This is a genomic window from Bullifex porci, assembly GCF_009695635.1.
In the GTDB taxonomy this organism is placed as follows: Bacteria; Spirochaetota; Spirochaetia; order Sphaerochaetales; family Sphaerochaetaceae; genus Bullifex; species Bullifex porci.
In genome coordinates, this window is record NZ_VUNN01000003.1 from 1 (window position 1) to 23,978 (window position 23,978).

The window sequence follows — 23,978 nt, forward strand, 5'->3', positions numbered from 1 at the left end:
GATCTACAACAGTGTTTTCTAAGATATTATCTGTTTTAGAAGTACTCTTAACAGAACCATCACACTTAGGACACTCATAAACATCAGTAATCCTTCTAACAATTGAATAAGAAGTAGTCTTAACAATAGTATCATGAACTCTTTCTCCAACCTTTACTTTAACAGTACCACAAGATTCACAAACAGGAGCTTCTTGCTGTTTATGAATAACAGTAACTGGCATATCTGCAGGAAGGTTGAGCATAGAGTATTGGCTCTTATGTTTAACATACTTTCTTTTAGCTTTATCGCTTAAAGGATCAGTATTAGCAGCACTATCTTCTGGCAAATCGTCAGAGTTATCATTAAGGGCTCCATCCTCAACATTAAACTCTGCTTCATTAAATAGTAATAGTTGGTCTGAAGAAATGGCTTCGCTAGTTCTTCTATATTTTCTAGCTAACTGAGCTTTAAGATCAGCATTCTCTTTTTCAAGATTTGACTTATCACTTTCAAGTTTCTTAATAATATTATCTTTATTATTAATAGTCTCTTGTAAGAGCTTAATTTGCATCTCTAAAGCTTGTTCTTTTGATATATTATTTGCCTTTTTCTTCATGTAAATATACTATCATAAAACGCAAATAATTACAACTATTACAAGAAATTATCTCTATTATTTACAACAATTTAATAGATTATTTTTCTCGCCATTTGAGGTAATCTTCTAAATATATCTTCACCTTGAATTATCCTCTTTATATCATCTTTTGTAATAGTTATTGCTTCTTCATTACTGCTTGGCCAAGCAAAGGATCCTTTCTCTAATCGCTTAGTTAATACCCAATATCCATTATCCCATACTAATATCTTTAATGTGTTTCTTGCCTTATTACAAAAGATAAACATTGCTTTTGCTCTTGAATCTAAATTCATCTCTTCATCCACAATGCAAGAGAGAGTTCTAAAGCTCTTTCTTGCATCTGTAAAACCTGGTCTTACATAGTAGCTATAAGAGTCGTATTCAAAGAACATTGCATTCTCCAATAGCTTTTATTAAAGATATTAGATCCGAGTTATTCATTAACTTATTTATCTCGACTGTTAATGAGCCTTTCTTAATAACTAAAGAGCCTTCAGTATATTTAGGTTCTTCATTAACAACTTTTACAAAGCTACTTGTTTTCTTCTCTACTTTAGCTGGTAGTAAAGTATTTATATTTAGATGACTAAGTAGAGTTTCATCTGCTGGTGCTACATCAGCATAATTTTTGGATTTTTCCCAAGTATGAATAGATGAGCGAGGAATATTTAAGGCTCTAGAAAGGTTTGTTACAGTAATACCAGCTCTATGAGCTGCTACTACATTACGTCTTGTTTGCTCTGGATAGTGATTATACATGTTGTTTTCGTCCTTTTAGAAGAATTTTCATACAATCGGAAAAAAACTTAAATATCAGCTGAAAACACGTTTACCGTCCGTCAGGAAGGAATCTGTATCCCGCCTGTTTGTAGGTGACGCTTTTGTACTTTTTGACCTTGCGACGACGGGGTGGCGAACATTTGACTCCCTTCTCCCTGTTAGTGAAAAACAGCCGGTATGCCCTGTATATCCTGTCGGTTATCTCCTGTACTACCTGACTTCCCACATATCGCCAGTGGCGGTTTTCATCCGCGTTGCGAAGACCACGGAGCTGTTTTTGGAGTTCGTATTTATCCAAAAGCTTCCCTGTCGCATCGTAGTGGTCCTGTATGATTGTCAGTGCCGTGTTGTATATGATCCCGGCGATATTTATCATATCACTAAGGTATCCGAAGTCATCGCTACCATACAGTTTTACTGTCAGTGTCCGCATGACATCATTATAGCACATTTTATGGCATTACGCATTATCGCCTTTCATCTCACGGCCAAGGCGCGTGAGCTTTCTCGGCGGTTAATTTGTAACCTTAATTGGCTTTGAATTTAAAAAGACTTCATGGGATGCAATATCTAAGGACAAGGTTTCTTTTCCTAAAACCCAAGAAACAACGCCCTGTCTTATTTCAGACTTAACCATACGTCTTAGATGCGCATTAATCCTTAAAGAAAGCTCCTTAAAGGATAAAGGCTTAACTACATAATCATCACATCCCAATTCAAAAGCTAATATTCTCTCACTCTCACTACCATCTTGACCAATAACAATTATTGGCATTGGATTTTTTGCTCTAATTTGTTTTAAAAACATTAATCCATCTCCATCAGGGAAGCTCCTTGCAATAAGTAAGAGATCAGGAAAGAATGACCTTAAGGTGTCCTTCAAAGAAGAAAGGTCACTAAACTCACTTACTGTATATCCTGATAAAGTTAGATAAGAGGAAGATAGGGAAACAAATTTTTGATCACTATCAGCGATAAATATCCTGCTCATGGCAATTTTTCTAGCAAATTGGAGAAAATAATAAAAGTAATAGCTAAAAAATTACAGAAAGATTACCTATAACTACTTATTAATTACATAAATATGTGGCTAAATCTTCACAATCTTCACTGTTTCTGTGCTATATTATTCAGCAATGAAGAAGCTTGATTATCTATTAATTCCACTAATTATTCTCCTATCTCTTTGGCCACTAATTTCAACAAGTCAGGAGAAGAGCTCTGTTGTAAAAATTGAAGCGAATGGAAAGATTTATAATTATGATATTACAAAGGATAGAATCATAGAGGTAGAGGGACCACTGGGAATAACTCAGGTTGAAATCAAGCAAAGAAGAGTTAGGATACTATATTCTCCATGTCCAAACCATACCTGTATGAGATCAAGTATTTCTAGATATCCAGAGAGTTTAGTTTGTCTTCCAAATGAAGTAATAGTCCAAATTGAGGGCGAAGGAGAGACAGATGCACTCACCTTCTGATAGAACACGCTTTTTAGCATATTTAATCGCACTTTCACTATTTTTCTCTGTTGCAGAAAATATGCTAATTCACCCCCTACCATTCCTACGCTATGGCTTTGCTATGATACCAATGCTATATGCTCTCGATAAACTAAGCTTTAAGGAATATATGCTTCTTTCTCTAGGTAAGTGGCTAGCAAGTACATTAAGCCAAGGAACTATGCTTTCTCCATTTAGTGTTATTGCACTATCATCATCTGTAATATGTGCAATTGTAATGTACATACTTTTTAAAGCATTTAATAGGTATATATCCCTATATACTATTTCATTAGTATCTGCAATTGTATCTACATTTACACAGCTATTTGTAGCTTCCCTATTCTTAGGCTCTGCACTTTTAAGATTATCAATTGTAATGCTACCTCTTTCAGAGCTAACAAGTATAATTACAGCATTCTTAGCAAAGCATCTAAAGCTAAATAGTGAGCCACCAATTATAAATAATAGTGATGAAAGACACGATAACCCAGCAACAGTTATTTTACACATCATATGTGCTCTATTAGTTTTCTTTGTCAAAGAGCCACTATTTTTATTATTAATTTTTTCTATTTCAATAGTTCTTTCATTAGTACAAAAAAGAAAGGTACTCTGGATAAACTATTCTATTACATTAATTGCTATAATTATTTGTAATTTATTCTCTCAAAATGGAGAGGTACTATTTTCTTTTGTAACTAAGGGCGCTTTAGAGGAAGGTATTGTTAAGGGCTTACAGCTAATTTCATTAGTTGCAATCTCTCAAAGCTTTGCAGCCTTAAAGCTTAAGGGCTCAAGCTTTTTATCAGATGTATTCTCTTATAATGCTGCATTTATAAGTAATTTCTCAAATACAGATGAGAAGCTATTTAAAAGAATTGAAATGGCTCTATGCCTAGAAGAAGGCATGGTAGTAAAGCTCAAGGAAAGAAAAAGGAGTAAATATCTAATCCCTATTTTAGTGCTTCTTTTAGCTATTGAAATCCTCGAAATATTGTTGTGACCCCTTTCAGAATTATTTTATAAGCTTAGAAATTAATATACCAATTATTCTTAATAATGTGATAATAAGAATATTATTTTAATATAACAAACGTTTTCATAAACATTTTTCTCATTAATATATGAAAAATAATATACTTTAAAAAATTTTAATTAGTTGTATTGACTATTGTTTTTTACCCATATATATAATTATTTATCGATTAAAAAAACTAATAGGAGAAACAGTTTTATGGCAACCATTACTGAAGCCTTTCCTGGACAGAATGAACTACAGGAATTAATTGAAAGAGTAAAGAGAGCACAGACTATTTATGCTTCCTACTCTCAAGAACAGGTTGATAACATCTTCCGCGCAGCTGCAATTGCAGCAAACAATGCGAGAATCACATTAGCTCAAGATGCTGTCCAAGAGACAGGAATGGGTATAATTGAGGATAAGGTTATCAAGAACCACTTCGCAGCTGAATATATCTTCCATAAATATAAGGACGATAAAACCTGTGATATCATCGAAGAGGACCTTGGCTTCGGTTATGAAAAGATTGCAGAGCCTAAGGGTGTTATTTGCGGTATCATCCCTACAACTAACCCAACTAGTACAGCAATCTTCAAGGCTTTAATCTCATTAAAGACTAGAAATGCCATTATCTTCTCACCACATCCAAGAGCAAAGAAATGTACCTGTGATGCAGCTAGAATCGTACGTGATGCAGCAGTTGCAGCTGGTGCTCCAGAGGATATCGTTGCATGGATCGAAGAGCCTTCAATGGAAAAGACAGATTACCTAATGAAGAATCCATTAGTTAACTTAATCTTAGCAACTGGTGGTCCTGGAATGGTTAAGTCTGCTTATTCCTCAGGTAAGCCAGCAATTGGTGTAGGTGCAGGTAATACTCCAGCTCTTATCGATAAGAGTGCTAATATCAAGATGGCTGTTGCATCTATTTTAATGTCAAAGACCTTTGATAATGGTGTTGTATGTGCATCTGAGCAATCAATTATCTGTCACAAGGATATTTATGACCAGGTAAAGGCTGAGCTCAAGAAGGAAGGAGCACACTTCTTAACTAAGGCAGAGGCTGAGAAGCTCTCCCCTATTATCCTTGATCCTCAGAGAGGTACAGTAAATCCAAAGATTGTTGGCCAGCCAGCTTATGTAATTGCTCAAATTGCAGGCTTTGAGGTTCCAAAGACAACTAAGGTTCTCATTGGAGAGGTTACAAAGATCGCAGTTGATGAACCATTTGCTCATGAAAAGCTTTCACCAGTACTTGGTATGTATAAGTGTAATAACTTTGGTGAAGGTGCTGATATGGCAGCTCGCCTTATTGCTATGGGTGGTTTTGGTCATACATCAGTTCTTTACATCGATGAAAACGAAAAGGAAAAGGTTGATTCCTACGGTAGAACAGTAAAAACAAGTAGAATCTTAATCAACATGCCAGCAAGCCAGGGTGCTATTGGTGATATCTATAACTTCCGCTTAGAGCCAAGCTTAACTCTTGGTTGTGGTTCTTGGGGTAACAACTCTATTTCAGAGAACGTTGGACCTAAACACCTTCTTAACATTAAGACACTCGCAGCAAGGAGAGAAAACATGCTCTGGTTCAGATTACCACCTAAAATCTACTTTAAATATGGTTGTCTCCCTGTAGCTTTACAGGAGCTCAAGGGCAAGAAGAGAGCATTCATCGTAACAGATAGCTTCCTCTTTAATTCAGGTATGATTGACAAGATTACAGATCAGCTTGATTCACTTGGTATCGAAACAGAGGTATTCCACCAGGTTAAGCCAGATCCAACACTTGGAACAATCAACACAGCTATGCAGCTTGTAAATGCATATAACCCAGATATCATTATCGCTGTAGGTGGTGGTTCTCCTATGGATGCTGCTAAGATTATTTGGCTTTTATATGAGCATCCAGAAGTATCCTTCGAGGGTCTTGCATTAAGATTTATGGATATCAGAAAGAGAATCTACTCATTCCCTAACATGGGTAAGAAGGCACAGATGGTTTGTATCCCAACGACCTCTGGTACAGGCTCTGAGGTTACTCCATTCGCAATCATCACAGATGAAAATACAGGAATGAAGTGGGCTATCGCTGACTATGCATTAACACCTTCAATGGCAATCGTTGACTCTGAGCTTGCTATGGGACAGCCTAAGGGCTTAACAGCTTCTTGTGGTGTTGACGTATTAACACACGCTTTAGAGGCTCTCGTTTCATCAATGAGTACAGATTACACAAACGGTCTTTCAATTGAGGCAGCAAGACTTATCTTTAAGTACCTCCCAGTTGCTTATAGAGATGGCAGCGATAAGAAGGCAAGAGAAAAGGTACACAATGCTTCAACAATGGCAGGTATGGCATTCTCTAATGCATTCTTAGGTGTTTGTCACTCAATGGCTCACAAGCTTGGTGCTAGATTCCACGTTCCACATGGTATGGCAAATGCACTTCTACTTAGTAACGTTATACGTTTCAACAGAAATGATAACCCTACAAAGCAGGCAGCATTCCCTCAGTATGAGTTCCCATCAGTAACAAGCAGATATGCACGTGTAGCAGATTACATTGCAATGAATGTAAATGATACTCCAAATGGTAACTACATTGAGATTAAGCCAGGTATGACTATGGATCAGAAGGTTGACGCTCTTATCGATGGTATTGAAAAGCTTAAGAAGGATCTTGGAATCCCTGCTTCAATTAAGGATTGGGGTGTTGATGAGAAGGAATTCTTAGAGGCTGTTGATGAGCTTTCAGTAAAAGCATTTGATGACCAGTGTACAGGTTCTAACCCAAGATACCCACTCATTAGTCAAATTAAGCAGCTTTACCTTGATTCCTACTACGGAAGAGCTTGGAAGGAAGAAAAATAATTTTATAGGGCCTGAGGTAACTCAGGCCTTTAATATATCTAATATAGATTTATCATCAAAAAGCTTATGAGCTAAAAAGCTTTTTAATTCCTCAACTGAGAACTCCCCTTTTAGCTCATACTCATAAATTGTCATAGGAGTATCACTACAAGCCCAAAGGAGTAAAAAATTTCTACATTTCTGAATCACATAGCCTTCACTATTATAGCTAAACTCCGATTCACCGACATTAACTAATTCACTATAAATTTTATCAACCATAACTTCTTTGTCAGCTTATCACTTTGCTAAGTGGAATAAAATGTATTTTTTCTGTAAATTATAGGAAACGGAGAATTATTATGATCGAACCATTAGTACTTAAGGGATTTAGAGACAGTCTTCCAAAGACAGAGATCCCAAGAAGAAAGATAATGAGAATGCTAGAGGATGTATTTACATCCTATGGCTTTGTACCAATAGATACACCTGCACTCGAATACACAAATGTATTGCTTGGAAAAGGTGGTGGCGAAACAGATAAGCAAATCTTCCACTTCCAGGATAATGGTAAGAGAGAGGTTGCTATGCGCTTTGATCTTACTGTCCCATTTGCTCGCTTTTTAGCTACAAACTTTTCTTCTCTTCCAATTCCTTTTAAGCGCTACCACATGAGTAAGGTATGGCGTGGAGAAAACCCTCAAAAGGGTCGATATAGAGAGTTTATCCAGTGCGACTTCGATATGGTAGGTGCTGATAACGCTCTATCAGATTATGAAATTCTTTCATTGATGGATGCTTCCTTTAAAGCATTAAGCATTGAAGGCTATACCTTCCATGTATCACACAGAGGGTTATTTAATACCTTCTTGGAGCACAATGGTATCTTAGATAAGAGTGTTGATATCCTACGCTTAGTCGATAAGCTTAGAAAGATTGGAGAAGAGGAAGTTACAAAACAGTTAATTGAGCTAACTGAAAGTGAAGAAAAGGCAAAGAAGATTATCTCATATATCTCAAGAGCTGAGGATGAAAATTTCTTAGATTGTGTAAACCGTCTTGAAGCTTTAGCTGGTGGAGAGTGTGAGTCTTCAAATAGACTTAGAGAGATTTATGCACTCTTACAAGCTCAAGGAATTGAAAAGCACTTTATCTTAGATCCTTCTATCACAAGAGGCTTAGATTACTACACAGGTATTGTATATGAAACCTTCCTCGACGAGCTTCCATCTATTGGTTCTGTATGCTCAGGTGGTAGATATAATAACTTAACCTCACTATATAGTAAGGAATGCTTACAGGGTGTTGGCTCATCTATCGGTCTTGATAGACTTCTAGCTGCACTTGAAGAGCTTAAGCACCCTCTACTTAAAGAGGTTGCAAATGCAGATGTTATTATCTACATGAAGGAAGGACAAGAGAAGAAGGCAGTAGAGTGTGCTTCCATCTTAAGAGGTGAAGGAATAAAGACAGATATTTATCTCTTACCTGGAAAGAAGATGAAGGCCTTCTATGATTACGCAGCTAAATGTGGTACACGCTTTGTTGTTATGTTCGATGATGATTGTAAGGAAAGCTTAAAGGATTTAATCACAAGAGATACAACAGCTGCAGACATTAATACAATTGCTAAGATAATAAAGGAGCACAATAGTTGATTAACTACCAACAGCTACCGGTTTATAAGCATAAAAAAGATATTCTTGATGCTCTAGAAAAGAACCAAGTAATTGTAATAGAAAGTCCTACCGGTAGTGGTAAGACTACTCAGCTTCCTATCATATTGATGGAGGCTGGGTATGATTTATCAGGCATGATTGGTATTACTCAGCCAAGAAGAATTGCTACTCTATCAATTTGTGAATACATTAAAAGTCAGCTTAAACTAGAGGGTAATCTATGTGCATATACTATGCGCTTTGCCGATACTAGTGATGAAACTACTAGAATTAAGATAATGACAGATGGAATTCTGCTACAGGAATTAAAGAGTGACCCACTACTCTCTCGCTACTCTGTTATTATGGTCGATGAAGCGCATGAAAGAAGTCTTAATATCGACTTTATTTTAGGCTTATTAAAGCAAATTACAGAAAAAAGAAAGGATTTAAAGGTAATAATTAGCTCTGCAACAATTAATACTCAAAAGTTTTCTACATTTTTTGATGGTGCAAAAATAATCTCTATCGATGCTAAATTATTCCCTATAGAAATTAAGTATATAAATCCATTTAAAGATAATAAGAGTGCTCTTGAAAAGCTTCAGCAAATTATAGATCCAAGAGAGCTAGAGGAGAAAGCAAATAGTCTTACTATATTAAATATAGTAGAGGATAATGTAAAAAATAAACGTGGAGATATCTTAATCTTCTGTAGTGGAGAGTATGAAATAAAGACATATGAGACAGCATTAAGAAATGCTCCAATATGGTCCTCTCTACAGGTTTATCCTCTATATGGAAGACTCTCTAAGGAGGAACAGGAGAGAGTATTTATCCCTACTGCAGAGGGAAAAACAAAGGTTGTAATAGCAACTAATATTGCAGAAACTAGTATTACTATAGATGGTATTACCACAGTAATTGATTTAGGTGTTGCTAAGGTTAACTTCTACAACCAAAAGGACTTTACATCTGCTCTAGTTCCACTCCCAATTAGCCGATCAAGTGCCCAGCAAAGAGCTGGTAGAGCTGGTAGAACTCAAGAGGGAACATGCTATAGGCTATATAGTGAAAAGAGCTTAGAGCAACGACCTGAATTCAACCAAGAGGAAATATTACGCTCTGATCTAGCTGAGGTTGCTCTTAGAATGAGTGATCTTGGTATTTACGATTATGAGAACTTCCTATTTATTACTAAGCCACAGCTAGCAGCACTTCACTCTGCTGAGGAAACTCTAAAGCTTATTAATGCAATAGACGATAATAGACATCTAACCTCTATAGGTGAGATGATGGTTCAATTTCCTCTCCTACCTAGACACTCTAGAGTAATTGTAGAGGCAATAAGGAACTTCCCTTCTGTACTTAAGGAAGTATTAATTGCTACAGCCTTTTTATCAACAAAGGGACCATTTCTATACCCAAGAGGATATGAGATGGTTGCAAGAAAGCGCCAGGAGCGCTTCCAAAGTGCTAAATATGGAGACTTCTTTGGGTATTTAAAGCTCTTTAATGAATATAGCGCTCAGCTTGAGGCAGGAAAGAAGGATGCAGCAGCCTTCTTAAAGAAATACTACCTTGATGAGCAAACAATGAATGAAATTATTCACATCGAAGAGCAACTTGAAGAGATAGTATCTTCAATGCAAATTCCTATTACTAGTGGTGGTAGTGTTAGTGAATATTTAACATGCTTAGCATCTGGCTTAATTCAATATGTTTGCTATCAATATTCAAGAGGTGTATATCGCTCCTTAACAGCTAATCAAATATATATACATCCATCCTCATCCTGGTTTGCAGCTCCTCCAAAGTTTTTACTAGCAGGTGAAATCGTAAAGACATCTAGAATGTTTGCACGTACCGTTTCCCCTCTTGATAGCAATACCTTAAACCTCCTTGATAAGAGCTTAATTGAGGCACTCGTCAAAAATAAAAAGGAAAAGAAGAAGGAAGAGGAGGAGAAAAAGGTTCAGGGCGACTTTATTAGAATCTTTGATAGAGATTATCCTCTTACAACAAAGAAAAAGAAAACAAGTGCTATTATTCCTCTTTTCGATCTTCCATACCTTGTTAAGAAGGGCTTTGAGCGTGGTAAGGTTAGAAAGATTAATGTCTTCTTAAAGGAGAATAACGCTTTTACTACAAAGGCTGTAAAGCTAAAGGATTTAGTCCAAGAAGGTGCAATCGTTAAGACCGATAAGACATTATCAACATACTCTAATAAGAACTTCGATTTAGAAAAGAATTATAAAGAGGTTGAAAAGGAATTAGATAATCTATTTTGTCCATATGTAAATAACCAGATTCTGTTTGTTGGCTTAAAGTATATAGATAATAATAAAAAATTCTGCTTTAAGCTCTATAGTACAATTACTGGTATGATCGATGATACGTACTATGCACTATCAGAGATGAATATTAGGACAAAGGAAAATACAAAGCTTAAAAAGAAGGTTACCTCTCTTTTAAAGCAAATTGATGAAATTGTTGACTATAGCGCTGAATAAAAAAATAACCATAAAGTCTCATAATGGCTTTATGGTTATTAGCTCTTTATTTTATTCTAGGACTTGCAATAACTATTCTTTGAACAAGCTTCATATCAAGTGGCTTTAATACAGGCTTTCCAAAGCCCTCTATTAGAACAAATTTTACATTACCACTCATTCTCTTTTTATCCTTTCCAATTGCTTCTTGGAAATCAAGCCACTCGCCACGCCCTACTCTATAGGACATATCAAAAGGATACATTTCAAATAAGCTACTTACTTTTTTATAGAATGCTTCATCTATTAAGCCAAGCTCATAGCTTGCCTCAAAGGCTCTTCCACATCCCCAAGCTACAGCCTTTCCGTGGCTAATACCTGAAAAATGAGTAATTGATTCAAGTGCATGAGCAAATGTATGACCTAAGTTTAAAGCACTACGAATACCCTTCTTCTCCTCAGGATCTCTTTCAATGTAGTTATTCTTTACAGCGATAGATAGCTTAACCATCTCAGTAACTGTAGCTCTATCACGATTAAGAACCTTATCCTTATTATTAACTAGGAAATTGTAAAGGTCCTCATTATCACTTAAGATAGCATGCTTTAATACTTCCCCCAGTCCTGAGATATACTCACTTTCTGATAGTGTTCTTAATACATCACTTGATATTAAAACATCCTGTGCTGGATTAAAGGTTCCAATTAAATTTTTAGCCCCAGCATAGTCTATTGCTGTCTTTCCACCTACAGAGGCATCAACCATACAAAGTAAGGTGGTAGGAACTAAGATAAGCTTAGTACCCCTCATATAAAGAGAGGAAGCTAATGCTGTCATATCACAAACAACTCCACCGCCAAATGCAATAAAATAGGAATCTCTAGCAAGGTGAAAATCTAGAGCGGCAGAGATTATTCTTTCTATACTCTTCCAATTCTTACTCTTTTCACCACTCTCTAATACTATTCTATTAGGTGGAAGATTCTTAAATAGAGGAGCTGTATTAGTATCAAAGACCCAAAGGGCGTTTAGTCCATAGCTTGATAATTTAGATGATAAATCTTTAATACTATCGGCGAAAAAAACATCTGTTGTTTTTCCGCCCTGTAATGTGACTGTAAAAACCTTTTCCATGTATTTATTTTACAAACAATGATACAACTAATAAATAGCCTACTTGAAAAAAAAGTATGCATTCTGAGAAAATAGAGTTATGTTAGATTCATATTATTTTGATAACGCTGCTACTACAAAGATAAGTAGCGACGCACTCAATAGTTATATAGAAACAAGCTTAAATTATCCAGGAAACCCTTCTTCTAAGCATACACTTGGATTAGAAGCTAAAAAGGAGCTTGAAAGAGCAAGGGTAGGCTTTTCAAATATTTTACATACAAAGCCTGAGCAGCTATTCTTCACTAGTGGAGCTAGCGAAGCAATTAGTATTGTTATCTCATCCCTTCTTTGGCTTAAGAGACCAGGAAGAGTTATATTTTCAGCTATAGAGCATGAAGCAGTTCTTTCCTTTGCTCCAATACTAAAGGAAAAGGGCTTTGATGTTGTTATATTAAAAGCTAAGGGTGGATATGTCACTCCAGAGGAGCTTGAAGGTGCTTTAACTCCAGAGACTAAGCTAGTTGCAATTCAAGCTGTTAATAATGTAGTTGGCACTATAAATGATATAAAAGCACTTGTTAAGGTTGTAAGAAGGAAGGAGGAGGAGTTTAAAAGAAAGATTTTCTTTTTCTCAGACTCTGTTCAAGCACTTGGAAAAATTGATCTAAACCTTACAGATTTAGATATCGATGGAGCTTCATTTTCATCACATAAAATACATGGTCCAAGAGGTATAGGACTTCTATATTTAAAGCGTGGTGTAATACAAGCCTTAGCTAAAGCAGGTGGTCAAGAAAAGGGAGTTAGAGGTGGAACTGAAAATCTTCCTGCAATAGTTTCATTCTATACTGCTCTAAAAGAGTTTAAACCAAGGAGTAATATCCTAGATTTAAATTTAAAATTAAGAGAGATATTTATTAACAACAATATAAAGGTACTCTCCCCTGCTAATAACATAACAGGCTATGTACTTACTATCACTACTCCACTTCCTTCAGAAGTATTAACTAGAATGCTTAGTGATGAGGGCTTTGCTGTGTCCTCTGGCTCTGCTTGTTCAAATAACGCTAAAGGAAAGAGTGAAAATGTTATTTTAGCCTTAGGCTACACTCCGCAGGATGCAAAAGGAACTATTAGAATATCATTTTCACCAGAAAGTGATGAAAAAATTGCTCTAGAGCTTGCACAAACAATTATAAAAAAGGTAAATGAATTTAAATGAAGAAATTATATTTAATAAAGCTTGGTGAGATATCACTTAAGGGTCAAAATAGAGCATTATTCGAAAATAGATTAAGACATAATATTAAGGATAAGCTAAGACCATATCACTCAAACGTTGTAAAGCAAAAGGGTAGAATCTTTTTCTACATAGATGAGGAGTGTCCAGATGAGGTAATTGATAAGGCTTTATCAACAACATTTGGTATCATCGCATATGCAGAGGCTGTAGTTTGCGAAAAGAATATGGAGGTAATCAGAAGTAAGGCTGAATATCTCTTAAAGAAAGCAGGCTTAAGCGGCAAGGAAACATTTAAGGTCCATGCTAGAAGAGAGGATAAGGGCTTTGCACTTTCAAGCTATGATATTGCATGTGATCTTGCAGATTTAATTCATAATATCTACCCAGATATGAGAGTTGACCTTACAAATCCAGATTTTGTTCTCAATGTAGAAATTCGTAGTGAAGCTTATCTATATACAAGCCAAAAGAAGGGCATCGGCGGACTTCCAGCTGGAACGGCAGGAAAGGGTATTTTACTACTCTCTGGTGGTATCGACTCCCCTGTTGCAGGCTTTGAGATGGCAAAGAGAGGTGTTAATCTCGATTGTCTCTATTTCCACGCTTATCCATATACTAGTGATGAAGCGTTAGAAAAGGTAAAAACCTTAGCAAAGCTAATTAGCCCTTACTTGGGCGGAACAAGACTCTTTGTTGTTCCATTTACTCAGCAACAGCTCTGGATTAGAGATCATGCATATGAGGATGAGACAACATTAATGTTTAGAGCCTGCATGATGCAGGTTGCTGAAAGACTTTGTAAGCAGAGAGGCTATAACGCTATTATCACAGGTGAAGCATTAAGCCAGGTTGCTTCACAAACTCTTCCTGCTATGGCCTTTACCGATAGCATGACAGAATATCTAGTACTTAGACCATTAGTTGGTATGGATAAGGAAGAGATAATTACAATTAGTAAAAAAATAGGAACCTATGAAACCTCAATACTTCCATTTGAAGATTGCTGTGTAATATTCTCTCCAAAGCACCCTGTAACTAATCCAGATAAAAAGCTAATGACTAAGCATTTTGAAAAGCTTGAAATGGATAAAATGCTTGATCAAGCAGTAGAAGAAACTCAAATCTTTGCCTACAACGCTAAAGGCGAAGAGATAGAAAATAATTAAGATATAAATGCACAGAGTAAAAAAGCTTTGTGCAATTTTTTTCGTTTGTAATCTTAGGTAATTATTTTTCAAATTGTAAATCAAACATTTTAAGCAAAAAATATAACAAAATAAACATAAATATTTGAGAAAATACAACAGATAGGTTATATTAGAAGAACAAAATCTTATTAATAGGTGGTAAGACATGAAAAAGAATTTTATGTTCGTATGCATTGCACTTCTTTTAGCAATGACTCTTGTCGTATCTTGTGAAAACAAGACCCCTGTTGTTGAAAAGTTTACAGTTACTTTTGACACCGACGGGGGGAGACTGTCCTAAAAGTCTGAGAAACTAAAATTAAAATTCAGCTTAGTAAAGCTATTAAAAATAGTCTAAAACAACTCTTAAAACCTCTTAAAAATCTTATTTAATTTATTATAATACAAGTATTTATCTTGATTAAAAGTGCTTAATTTGATATCATATTATGCATGGAATATGTAATAGGAACAAACAGAAATCAACTAGAATTTACATCATTAGACATGATGGTAAGTGAGGATTCTCCTGTTAGAGTAATAGATTCTTTTGTTGAAAAGACGTTAAAAGGTAAAATTTCATTAAAATATAGCGAACGCCCAGCTATGGGAAGACCATCATATAATCCATTAACACTAGTAAAGCTATATTTATATGGATATATGTCTGGAGTAAAGTCATCAAGAAAGCTAGCACGATTAGTAAAAGTTAATATAGAGGCAATGTGGCTGGTAGAAGGCTTAAAGCCAGACTTTAGAACAATATCTGATTTCAGAAAGAATAATATTGAAGCAATAGTAGCTGTATTTGTAAAGTTTAGAGAGTTTTGTTCAACGGATCTTGTTAAAGCAACAGGTAAGAATGTATTTAGTGGTTATAAAGCAATAGATGGAACAAAGATAAGAGCTGTTCAAGCTAAGGATGGAGTTTATACAGCAAACAAAATAGATGACAGGATCGCTAATGATAATAGTAGAATAGCTGAAATAAAAAACTATCTTAGTGAATTAGATGCAAATGATTATATAGAAAATAATGAAGAACTTAAGATTAAGAAAGATGAATTAGAAAAAGCCTTAAAGGCATACGAGGATAGAAAAGAAAAGCATGAAACTATACGCAAAGTTGTCGAAGAGACAGGAGAGCAGTATGCAGAAAATGATTGTGAATCAAGATTAATGAAAAACCACTATGGTGGATATAATCCATCATATAATGTTCAAACAGCTGTAGATAGTGAAAGCCATATGATAGAGAATGTGGACGTAACAAACCAGTGCACTGATCATGGTTTAATAGAGCAAACAGCTCTTGGATGTGGAAAAGAAGATGGTGAAATAGTAGAAATTGTTGCTGATAATGGCTATGAACAACCAGAAGATATGGCAGCATGTTTAGAAAATGGTATAAAGCCAAATGTATTTCTCTCAAAAGTTGAAAATGAAGAAGGCTACAAAGTCCATAAGAAGGAAATTGAATTAAGCTTTGACTACGAAGAAAAAGAAATAACTGAAGAGGAAAAGAATTCTTCAAAAAGAGAAGATATAAAGAAATGTTTACATGCTGGAGTTGTTCCTAATTGCTATAAAAAATGTCTTGAAGTTGAGAAAGATGAAGAAGGAAATGTATTAGTAAAGACTTCTAAAGTTTATGATGTTAGTAAAGAAGACCCTATGGGAATTGATAATCTAACAGATGAGCAAAAGATAGAATTAGCAACTAAAGGATACTTTGTTAGAGATATAAAGGCTGATAGAGTTTATTGTCCTGCTGGTACGATACTAAGACACAAAGCTGTTAAAGCAAATGGTGCAATTAGATATGTAAACAAACTAGCATGTTCTAAATGCCCTTTTAAAGAGAAGTGCTTTAAAGCATCGAAGACAACTAGATGGAAAGAAATAGATTTTTCTAAAGACTGTAGAATTAAAAAGGCTAACTTTAGAACTGATGGTAAAGATGAAGATATAGCTGAGATTCCAAAAGCTATAACAACCAGGACACAAGTTAGAGTTAAAAAGAAAGTAATTTTTAGGTTTAAACCAGATAGAGAGAAATTGGATAACCGTAAATGTCTTTCAGAGCATCCTTTTGGAACTATTAAAAGATATATGAATGGAGATCATTTCCTATTAAAAGGTATTAGAAAAGTAAAGGCAGAGATATGTCTTACTGCTCTTGGTTATAACTTTAAAAGGTTAATTTCAATATTTCCAACAACAACTCTAATGACCGCATTAGGTAAATAATGCGGGAAATAGAGGGAAACCGCTATTTTTATTAATGATACTTTTAAGGCTTAAAAATTAGGCCTCATTTTTTACACAACAAACTATAAAATTATAAAAAAGAGCTCTCAGAAGCCCTCTATGATGCTCTGAGAGGCAAATATAGGAGTAAAAAATGGCTAATAAATGGACTTTTAGGACGCTCTGGGGGGGGGCAGGTAGAAGCCCAATCTGTTGAAAAAGGTAATACTGCGGTAGAACCTAAAGATCCAGTTAAAAATGGATATGTTTTTAAGGGGTGGACACTTAATAACGAGTCCTACAATTTCAATACTCCTGTAACAGCTAACATCACACTTAAAGCTAAATGGACCCCTTCTTTAATTAACCAAGTCACAGTTACATTCGATTCTAATGGTGGTACAAAAGTTGACACCTTAGCAATTGAAAAAGGTAGCATAATTAATGCTCCTGAAGATCCAACTAGAACAGGTGCTACATTTAAGGGTTGGACACTTAATAATCAAACATTCACCTTTGAAGAACCAATAACATCTGATATTACTCTTGTTGCATCTTGGGAATGGACTGGTATAAAGGTATCAAATGAATCAGAACTACGTGAAGCAGTTTTAACTGAAGGTGCAAATATTCTCCTTGAAAAAGACTTAGTTCTTTCAGATTATCTTCCTCTTACAAAACCAGTAACTATTGATGGAAATGGGAAAAAAGTAGTGGTTATGTTCCCAGGTCAAGATTGTGCTGATTCTGGTTTATTAATTCAATCAGCTGGTGTAACACTTAGAAATCTTGTTCTTGAAAGTGGAGAAACAGCTAAAGCTCAGATGGCTTTAATATATATCTTTAAGGTAAATGGAACAGAAGAGGCACCAATAATAATTGAAAACAATACTCTTATTTGTGAACAAAATACTATTGGTATCCAAACAACTCATGCTGCAGGATCTAATCTAATTATAAAAGATAATGAGATTTATGATTCAAAGTATGGTATGTACTTCAATCAAATCAGTAATTCAATCATTGAAAATAATATTATTGAGAGAACAAAGTACAATGGTATCATAATTGCTGGTGGTAATGAAACATATATTAGCGATAATGTAGTAATACAAAACAATGAATTGAGCAACATTGCAACAGCTAATTTTTCTAATAAGACATATGCAACTGGTATCTATGTTGATTCATTCACTAACGATGTTACAGTAGATGATACTAATAATGTTGATATGTATATTTCTTCTAATCCATCAATTCATTTTGAGAATGATGGTGTCTTAGTAGTTAATGAAAATGAACTAAAATCTGCTATTGAAGCAGGAAAGAGTGTTGTTCTTTGTGAAAATGTAACACTGTCTGAAACAGTAAATATTAATAACGGTCAAGATATTGTTATTAATCTTAATGGCAATGATATAACTACAAGTAAATATTTTAAAATCTCAGCTAATGGTGAGGATATTAATGGTGGTAATGTCAAAGTTACAGGATCAGGAACTATAGATGGACAAAATGGTTTTACATTCTTAATATACGGTAATGGCAATAATTCTGAAACAAAAGAATGTAAATTAACAATTGATAAGGACGTTATTGTAAAAGGCACATATGCAATATCATTATATGATACCAACAATAAATCTTATGATGTTAGCATTGATATTTATGGACAATTAGAAGGCTACCAGCCTATTTATATTAATGGAAACATAAATAATACTGATCGTTGTCCTATATTAAAAATAAATGATGGTGCTAAAATCATTTGTAATGAAAATAGTGGTATTTATATCGCAGGATACTCCAATACTATCATTGGTGATGCTGAAATAACAAGTAAAGGAAATGCTATCAATATTGCAGCAGGAAAACTTGAAATCAATGGTGCTGATATTACAGGTGGCGATGGTTATGGAACAGATGCTGGCTCCGGTGGTTCAATTAGTACTGTAAAATCTTCTGCAGTTTTCGTAAAACAACATACAACTAATTTACCAGTAGAAGTAACCATTAATTCAGGAACTCTCAGTGCTTATATTCCTTTCTATCAGCATAAAGGAGAATTAGAAGATAACGCTAATCCAGAAGACGTAAGAATTGTAATTGATGGCGGTAATTTTATTAGTAATAATAAAGAAGGAAGCATTTCAATAAAGTCTGATGATAAGACAGGTTTTATTACAGGTGGTTCTTTCAGTACTGACCCATTCGAATACTTAGCAGTTGGTTCTTTTGCAGAAAGGAATTCAGATGGTACATTCACAGTCACACAAAAAGATTACGTTGAAATTACAGAAGAAAATAAAGCTGAGCATTATGATGAATATCGTAATTTAGGAACAATTGCATATGCCTCAAATATAATGGCTATGCTTAACGAAGCAGCAGGATATTATGAAGGAGTAGGCTTCAAGAGTACAGAAGATGGCGGCGTATATTATTCTTTTAAAAATGCAAGAATTACACTATCTAGAAACGCTTTAGAAACCAAATTAAATGTTGAATTTCCTGAAGAAGACTATCCTGACAGCTTCCAAGTAACACTTAATGGAACAGTTTATGTACATACAGAGGAAAATGTTGCTTTAGATGAAATGATTTTTGATTTCACTGATGGCTATACCATTAATGAGGTACGTCATACAGGATATTTTAGAATGAAACAAACAACTTCTAATCCTCCAAAATCCATAGTTCTTCTTGATGACAAATTGTTATACGGCATAGAAGTCTTTATTCCATCTAATAATCCTTCTAACCCATAATCTTTTGAATTTAAATCTTAAATCTAATTCCCCCAGTATTTAAGATTTTCCTCTCCTCTAGTGCTTCTTTGCACTAGGGGAGTTTTAAATCAATACAGAAATTTTATTTTCTTAACACATACCTTACAGTTTGTTACATATTAACTAATTACTATTATAAAATAGTTAATATTCATAATTGACTTTTTTCGATACAAATAGCATTTTTCATTATATGTTGCATTTAGGAATTGATGTTGGCTCTACAACTATAAAAGTCGTTCTATTAGACGAAGATAAAAAAATACTTTATTCCGATTACCAGAGACACCTTTCCTTAATAAAGGAAAAGAGTGCAGAAATGCTAGAAAAGGTAAAGCCTTTTACAAAGGATGAAAAAGTCACTATATCAATCTCTGGATCAGCAGGTATGGGTGTTGCAACTGAGTGTAATATAAACTTTGTACAGGAAGTATATGCAACTAGAGTTGCAGCTAAGGAATATGAGCCAGATACAGATACAATAATAGAATTAGGAGGAGAGGATGCTAAAATTCTCTTCTTAACAAATGGACTTGAGGTAAGAATGAATGGTACCTGTGCAGGTGGTACAGGAGCATTCATTGACCAAATGGCTACCCTACTAGGAATTGGTAGAGATGAGGTTGATTACTACTCAAAGAAATCAAAGCAGATATATACTATTGCATCTCGTTGTGGTGTATTTGCAAAGTCAGATATCCAGCCTCTTATTAACCAGGGTGCAAAGGTAGAGGATATAGCATCCTCTATTTTATTAGCTGTAGTAAACCAAACTATTGCAGGCCTAGCACAGGGAAGAAAGATAAAGGGAAAGGTCCTCTACTTAGGAGGTCCCCTAACCTTCTTATCTCGTTTAAGATACTTCTTTGACCAGGAGTTAAAGCTTACTGGAATTTGTCCTGAAAATTCTCTTTATTACGTTGCCTTAGGAGCAGCTCTATCACCATCAGCCACACAGCTTTCAATATCAGAATGTATTTCATTAATTCAAAGCTACAGTGGTAAAGGGAATTTTAACCAGCTATCTCCACTCTTTAATAGTGATGCTGATTACAAAAGCTTTGTAGAGAGACATAATAAGGCTACTGTTGAGGCTATGAATCCTAAAAGCTATGTTGGAGATGCATACCTTGGAATTGATTCAGGCTCTACAACAATTAAAATGTGTTTAATTAGTATCGATGGAAAGCTTTTACTAACTAGGTATTCATCAAATAATGGAGACCCAGTACAGGCAGTTACATCGTTTTTAAAAACACTTTATACAGAGTTTCCATATATACATATTAGAGCAGCAGCATCTACTGGATATGGTGAGGATTTATTAAAGACAGCATTCAAGCTTGATTACTCATTAGTTGAAACTCAAGCTCACTTCCTAGGCGCTAAGTTCTTCCGTCCTGATGTTGACTTTATCATCGATATCGGTGGCCAAGATATTAAGTGCTTTAAAATAAGAGATGGTGCAATTGATGATATCTTCTTAAATGAGGCATGCTCCTCTGGCTGTGGCTCATTTTTACAAACCTTTGCACAGGCAATGGGTAAGAGTGTTTCAGAGTTTGCAGGCTTAGCTATAAAATCACACTCACCAGTTGAGCTTGGCTCAAGATGTACAGTATTTATGAATTCATCTGTAAAGCAGGCTCAAAAGGATGGCTCCCCTATTGAGGATATCTCAGCAGGACTTGCTATCAGTGTAGTAAAGAATGCAATTTATAAGGTAATAAGAGCACCAGGCGCCGATGCACTTGGAAAGAATATAGTTTGCCAAGGTGGAACCTTCTTAAATGATGCAGTACTTAGAGCCTTTGAGCTTGAGATGGGGCGTGATGTAATTAGACCTAATATTGCTGGACTAATGGGTGCCTTTGGAGCAGCACTATATGCTCAAAAGAGAGCAATTAAGGAAGACCTTAAGAGTAGCTCTATATTAACTGAAGAGGAGCTCGATGAGTTCTCTCATAAGGTAACAAATATAAATTGTAATGGATGCACTAACCATTGCTTATTAACTGTAAATAGCTTTAGAGAGCGTAAGATGATTAGTGGTAACCGTTGTGAGCGTCCAACTCTTAAAAAGGATTCTAAAGCCTTAGAGGAGCTAAATCTTTATAAATATAAGCAGGAGCTACTCTACTCATATTTAGATAGAGAAAGTAAGAATAAGGATGCGAAGTCAATCGGTCTTCCTTTAGCTTTAGGTATGTATGAGCTTCTACCATTTTACTACACTCTATTTGATGAGCTAGGCTTTAATGTAGTTGTAAGTGGAAAATCATCAAGAAGTGTATATGTTAAGGGACAAGGAAGTATCCCAAGTGATACAGTATGCTTCCCTGCAAAGCTTATGCATGGACATATCGAGCTTCTTAAGGAAAAGAATGTCGATATGATATTTATTCCTTGCTCATCATATAATGTAGATGAGGAAAAGGGTAATAACCATTATAACTGTCCTGTAGTTGCATACTATGGAGAGGTTATAAAAGCAAACCAAGAGCTAGGAAATACTAAGCTCTTAATTCCATATCTTTCTGTAGATAATAAAAAGCACTTTATTAAGCGTATTAGCGAAACCTTTGGTTTAAATAAAGGTGCTGTAAAGAAGGCTACAGAAAAAGCTTTTTCAGCTCTTGAGGATTACCACAAAAAGGTATGCACAAAGGCTGAGGAGCTAATTACTAAGGCTCGAAATGAGCATAGAAGGATTATTGTTCTTGCTGGTAGACCATACCATGTTGATGAAGAAACAAACCATGGCATAGATCGTTTATTAACAGGACTTGGCTGCTGTGTAATTACAGAGGATTCAATTAGCAATAGAGTTCCAAAGGATAATGTTAATGTACTAAACCAATGGACCTATCATGCTAGACTATATGATGCAGCACGCTATGTTGCAACTCAAGATGATATGGACCTAGTTCAGTTTGTATCATTTGGCTGTGGTCTTGATGCAGTAACAACAGATGAGGTTAGAGAAATCTTGAGAAAGCAGGATAAGATTTATACACAAATTAAGATAGACGAAATAACAAATGTAGGTGCTGTAAAAATAAGAATACGCTCACTCTTGGCAGCTTTGGAGGATAGAAAATGAGTGTACCATTTACAAAAGAGATGAAGAAGGATTACACCATTTTAATCCCTAATATGTCTAATATCCATTTTAATATCATGAAAGCGCCATTAGCTCTTCATGGATATAAATGTATCCTACTAAATAATAACTCTCACAATGTAATAGAGGAGGGATTAAGGTATGTTCATAACGATATGTGCTACCCTGCTCTATTAGTTATTGGTCAAATGATAGATGCAATAAAAAGTGGAATCGTAGACCCAAATAAATGTGCTTTAGTAATTACTCAAACTGGAGGAGGCTGTAGAGCAAGTAACTACTACTTTCTCTTGATCAAAGCCTTAGAGAAGGCAGGATACCCACAAATCCCTGTAATAAGCTTAAACTTTCAGGGGATGAATAGTAATCCTGGCTTTAAAATTACAGCTAGTATCCTTATTCAAGCATTTACTGGTCTCATTTATGGCGATATGCTCATGATGCTTTCTCATCAGGTAAGGCCATATGAGGTAAATAAGGGTGATACAGATAAGCTAATTGAAAAATGGACAAATAAGCTTACAAGCTACTATGAGAAAAATAGAGGCTACTTTGGTCATAATTTAAAAAATAATTTAAATAAAATGAGTGATGATTTCAAAGCAATACCAGTTACAAAGGAAGAAAAGGTCAAGGTTGGTGTTGTTGGAGAAATCTACATGAAGTATGCAATGCTAGGAAATAATAACCTAGAAGCCTTTCTTGAGTCTGAAGGGTGTGAGGTAATGCTACCTCCTATGCTAGGCTTCTTCTTATATGGCTTTAGCAATGGAATTAAAGATAATGAGTATTATGGCAGAAAGCCTATATATGCATTCTTTATGAAGCACATTGCACTACCATATCTACATACCTATGAGAAGGTTATGGAAAATGCCTTAGAGAGAAATGGCTTTAAGGCTCCTGCTTCTATAAAGGAGCTTCAAAAATATAGTGAAGGCATTATCGATCTTGGGTGTAAGATGGGTGAAGGCTGGCTACTAACAGCTGAAATGGTAGAGCTAATTAAGAAGGGATATTCTAATATAGTTTGTACTCAGCCATTTGGCTGTCTTCCAAACCACATAGTAGCTAAGGGTATGATTAGACCTCTAAAGGAGCAATATCCTCTTAGTAATATTGTCCCTATCGATTACGATCCTTCAGCAACAAAGGTAAACCAAGAGAACAGAATTAAGCTAATGCTTGCTGTTGCTAAAGAAAATCTTAATAAGAAATAATTTACTTGACTTTAGTTATTTTATAAACAAATAATTATTCTGTAGTTTTGTAGACCATTCCGGGTTTGCACCTCCTTAGGCTGGTGGATGAGATGCCAGCCTTTTTAATATAGGAGG

At 35.2% G+C, this 23,978-nt stretch carries 18 protein-coding genes; 11 read left to right on the forward strand and 7 right to left on the reverse strand.

Annotated elements, in window-relative coordinates:
• The 5 genes from FYJ80_RS02250 to FYJ80_RS02270 all read right to left on the reverse strand — a co-directional run.
• Positions 1-598 (reverse strand): hypothetical protein (locus FYJ80_RS02250; protein WP_154424506.1); only part of this gene is annotated, 598 nt, incomplete at its 3' end.
• A 71-nt stretch (positions 599-669) separates the two neighbouring features.
• On the reverse strand, positions 670-1,014 hold the full coding sequence (gene tnpB, locus FYJ80_RS02255) for an IS66 family insertion sequence element accessory protein TnpB (RefSeq protein WP_154424507.1): 345 nt from the start codon (positions 1,012-1,014) through the stop codon (positions 670-672).
• Complete coding sequence (locus FYJ80_RS02260) at positions 1,004-1,381, reverse strand: helix-turn-helix domain-containing protein (RefSeq protein ID WP_154424508.1); 378 nt, start codon at positions 1,379-1,381, stop codon at positions 1,004-1,006. Before FYJ80_RS02260 ends, tnpB begins: the two co-directional genes overlap by 11 nt.
• A 70-nt stretch (positions 1,382-1,451) precedes the next feature.
• The gene (locus FYJ80_RS02265) at positions 1,452-1,835 is read right to left on the reverse strand and encodes a hypothetical protein (protein WP_154424509.1); all 384 of its coding nucleotides are present in this window, start codon (positions 1,833-1,835) and stop codon (positions 1,452-1,454) included.
• Positions 1,836-1,916: 81 nt separating this feature from the next.
• Entirely contained in the window at positions 1,917-2,393 is a 477-nt protein-coding gene (locus tag FYJ80_RS02270) for a response regulator transcription factor (protein ID WP_154424510.1), read from the reverse strand.
• A gap of 145 nt (positions 2,394-2,538) precedes the next feature.
• Between FYJ80_RS02270 and FYJ80_RS02275 the strand changes: the two genes are divergently transcribed.
• The 3 genes from FYJ80_RS02275 to adhE all read left to right on the forward strand — a co-directional run bounded on the left by FYJ80_RS02275 (position 2,539) and on the right by adhE (position 6,802).
• Complete coding sequence (locus FYJ80_RS02275) at positions 2,539-2,883, forward strand: NusG domain II-containing protein (RefSeq protein WP_154424511.1); 345 nt, start codon at positions 2,539-2,541, stop codon at positions 2,881-2,883.
• Positions 2,867-3,910, forward strand: coding sequence for a Gx transporter family protein (locus FYJ80_RS02280; protein ID WP_154424512.1), 1,044 nt, complete (start codon positions 2,867-2,869; stop codon positions 3,908-3,910). Before FYJ80_RS02275 ends, FYJ80_RS02280 begins: the two co-directional genes overlap by 17 nt.
• 231 nt (positions 3,911-4,141) lie before the next feature.
• Positions 4,142-6,802, forward strand: a complete 2,661-nt coding sequence (gene adhE / locus FYJ80_RS02285; RefSeq protein ID WP_154424513.1) for a bifunctional acetaldehyde-CoA/alcohol dehydrogenase — start codon at positions 4,142-4,144, stop codon at positions 6,800-6,802.
• 21 nt (positions 6,803-6,823) lie between these two features.
• Here the strand turns inward: adhE and FYJ80_RS02290 are convergent, their stop codons facing one another.
• Positions 6,824-7,063 (reverse strand): hypothetical protein, encoded by a 240-nt coding sequence (locus FYJ80_RS02290; RefSeq protein ID WP_154424514.1) that lies wholly within the window; start codon positions 7,061-7,063, stop codon positions 6,824-6,826.
• Between the two features lie 80 nt (positions 7,064-7,143).
• Here FYJ80_RS02290 and hisS point away from each other — a divergent pair, with 80 nt between their 5' ends.
• Both hisS and FYJ80_RS02300 read left to right on the forward strand, forming a co-directional pair.
• Positions 7,144-8,439: a histidine--tRNA ligase gene (gene hisS, locus FYJ80_RS02295; protein WP_154424515.1), complete on the forward strand. Its 1,296-nt coding sequence runs from the start codon at positions 7,144-7,146 to the stop codon at positions 8,437-8,439.
• Positions 8,436-10,952 (forward strand): helicase-related protein, encoded by a 2,517-nt coding sequence (locus FYJ80_RS02300; protein ID WP_154424516.1) that lies wholly within the window; start codon positions 8,436-8,438, stop codon positions 10,950-10,952. Before hisS ends, FYJ80_RS02300 begins: the two co-directional genes overlap by 4 nt.
• A 46-nt stretch (positions 10,953-10,998) precedes the next feature.
• On the opposite strand, the gene FYJ80_RS02305 is transcribed toward FYJ80_RS02300, so the two are convergent.
• Positions 10,999-12,066: a 3-dehydroquinate synthase gene (locus FYJ80_RS02305; protein WP_154424517.1), complete on the reverse strand. Its 1,068-nt coding sequence runs from the start codon at positions 12,064-12,066 to the stop codon at positions 10,999-11,001.
• A gap of 79 nt (positions 12,067-12,145) precedes the next feature.
• Between FYJ80_RS02305 and FYJ80_RS02310 the strand changes: the two genes are divergently transcribed.
• From FYJ80_RS02310 to FYJ80_RS12030, 6 genes are all read left to right on the forward strand, one after another.
• The gene (locus tag FYJ80_RS02310) at positions 12,146-13,270 is read left to right on the forward strand and encodes a cysteine desulfurase family protein (RefSeq protein WP_154424518.1); all 1,125 of its coding nucleotides are present in this window, start codon (positions 12,146-12,148) and stop codon (positions 13,268-13,270) included.
• The gene (thiI, locus tag FYJ80_RS02315; protein WP_154424519.1) at positions 13,267-14,457 is read left to right on the forward strand and encodes a tRNA uracil 4-sulfurtransferase ThiI; all 1,191 of its coding nucleotides are present in this window, start codon (positions 13,267-13,269) and stop codon (positions 14,455-14,457) included. The genes FYJ80_RS02310 and thiI overlap by 4 nt, the downstream gene beginning before the upstream one ends.
• Before the next feature lie 474 nt (positions 14,458-14,931).
• On the forward strand, positions 14,932-16,728 hold the full coding sequence (locus FYJ80_RS02320; protein ID WP_154424520.1) for a transposase: 1,797 nt from the start codon (positions 14,932-14,934) through the stop codon (positions 16,726-16,728).
• A gap of 161 nt (positions 16,729-16,889) precedes the next feature.
• A complete protein-coding gene (locus FYJ80_RS02335; RefSeq protein WP_407921430.1) occupies positions 16,890-19,496 on the forward strand; it encodes an InlB B-repeat-containing protein in 2,607 nt (868 codons plus the stop codon).
• A 214-nt stretch (positions 19,497-19,710) separates the two neighbouring features.
• Positions 19,711-22,620, forward strand: a complete 2,910-nt coding sequence (locus FYJ80_RS02340; RefSeq protein WP_268878550.1) for an acyl-CoA dehydratase activase — start codon at positions 19,711-19,713, stop codon at positions 22,618-22,620.
• Positions 22,617-23,861 carry a 2-hydroxyacyl-CoA dehydratase gene (locus tag FYJ80_RS12030; RefSeq protein ID WP_154424522.1) on the forward strand — a complete coding sequence of 415 codons (1,245 nt, stop codon included), beginning with the start codon at positions 22,617-22,619 and terminating at the stop codon, positions 23,859-23,861. Before FYJ80_RS02340 ends, FYJ80_RS12030 begins: the two co-directional genes overlap by 4 nt.
• The last annotated feature ends 117 nt before the right edge of the window (positions 23,862-23,978 follow it).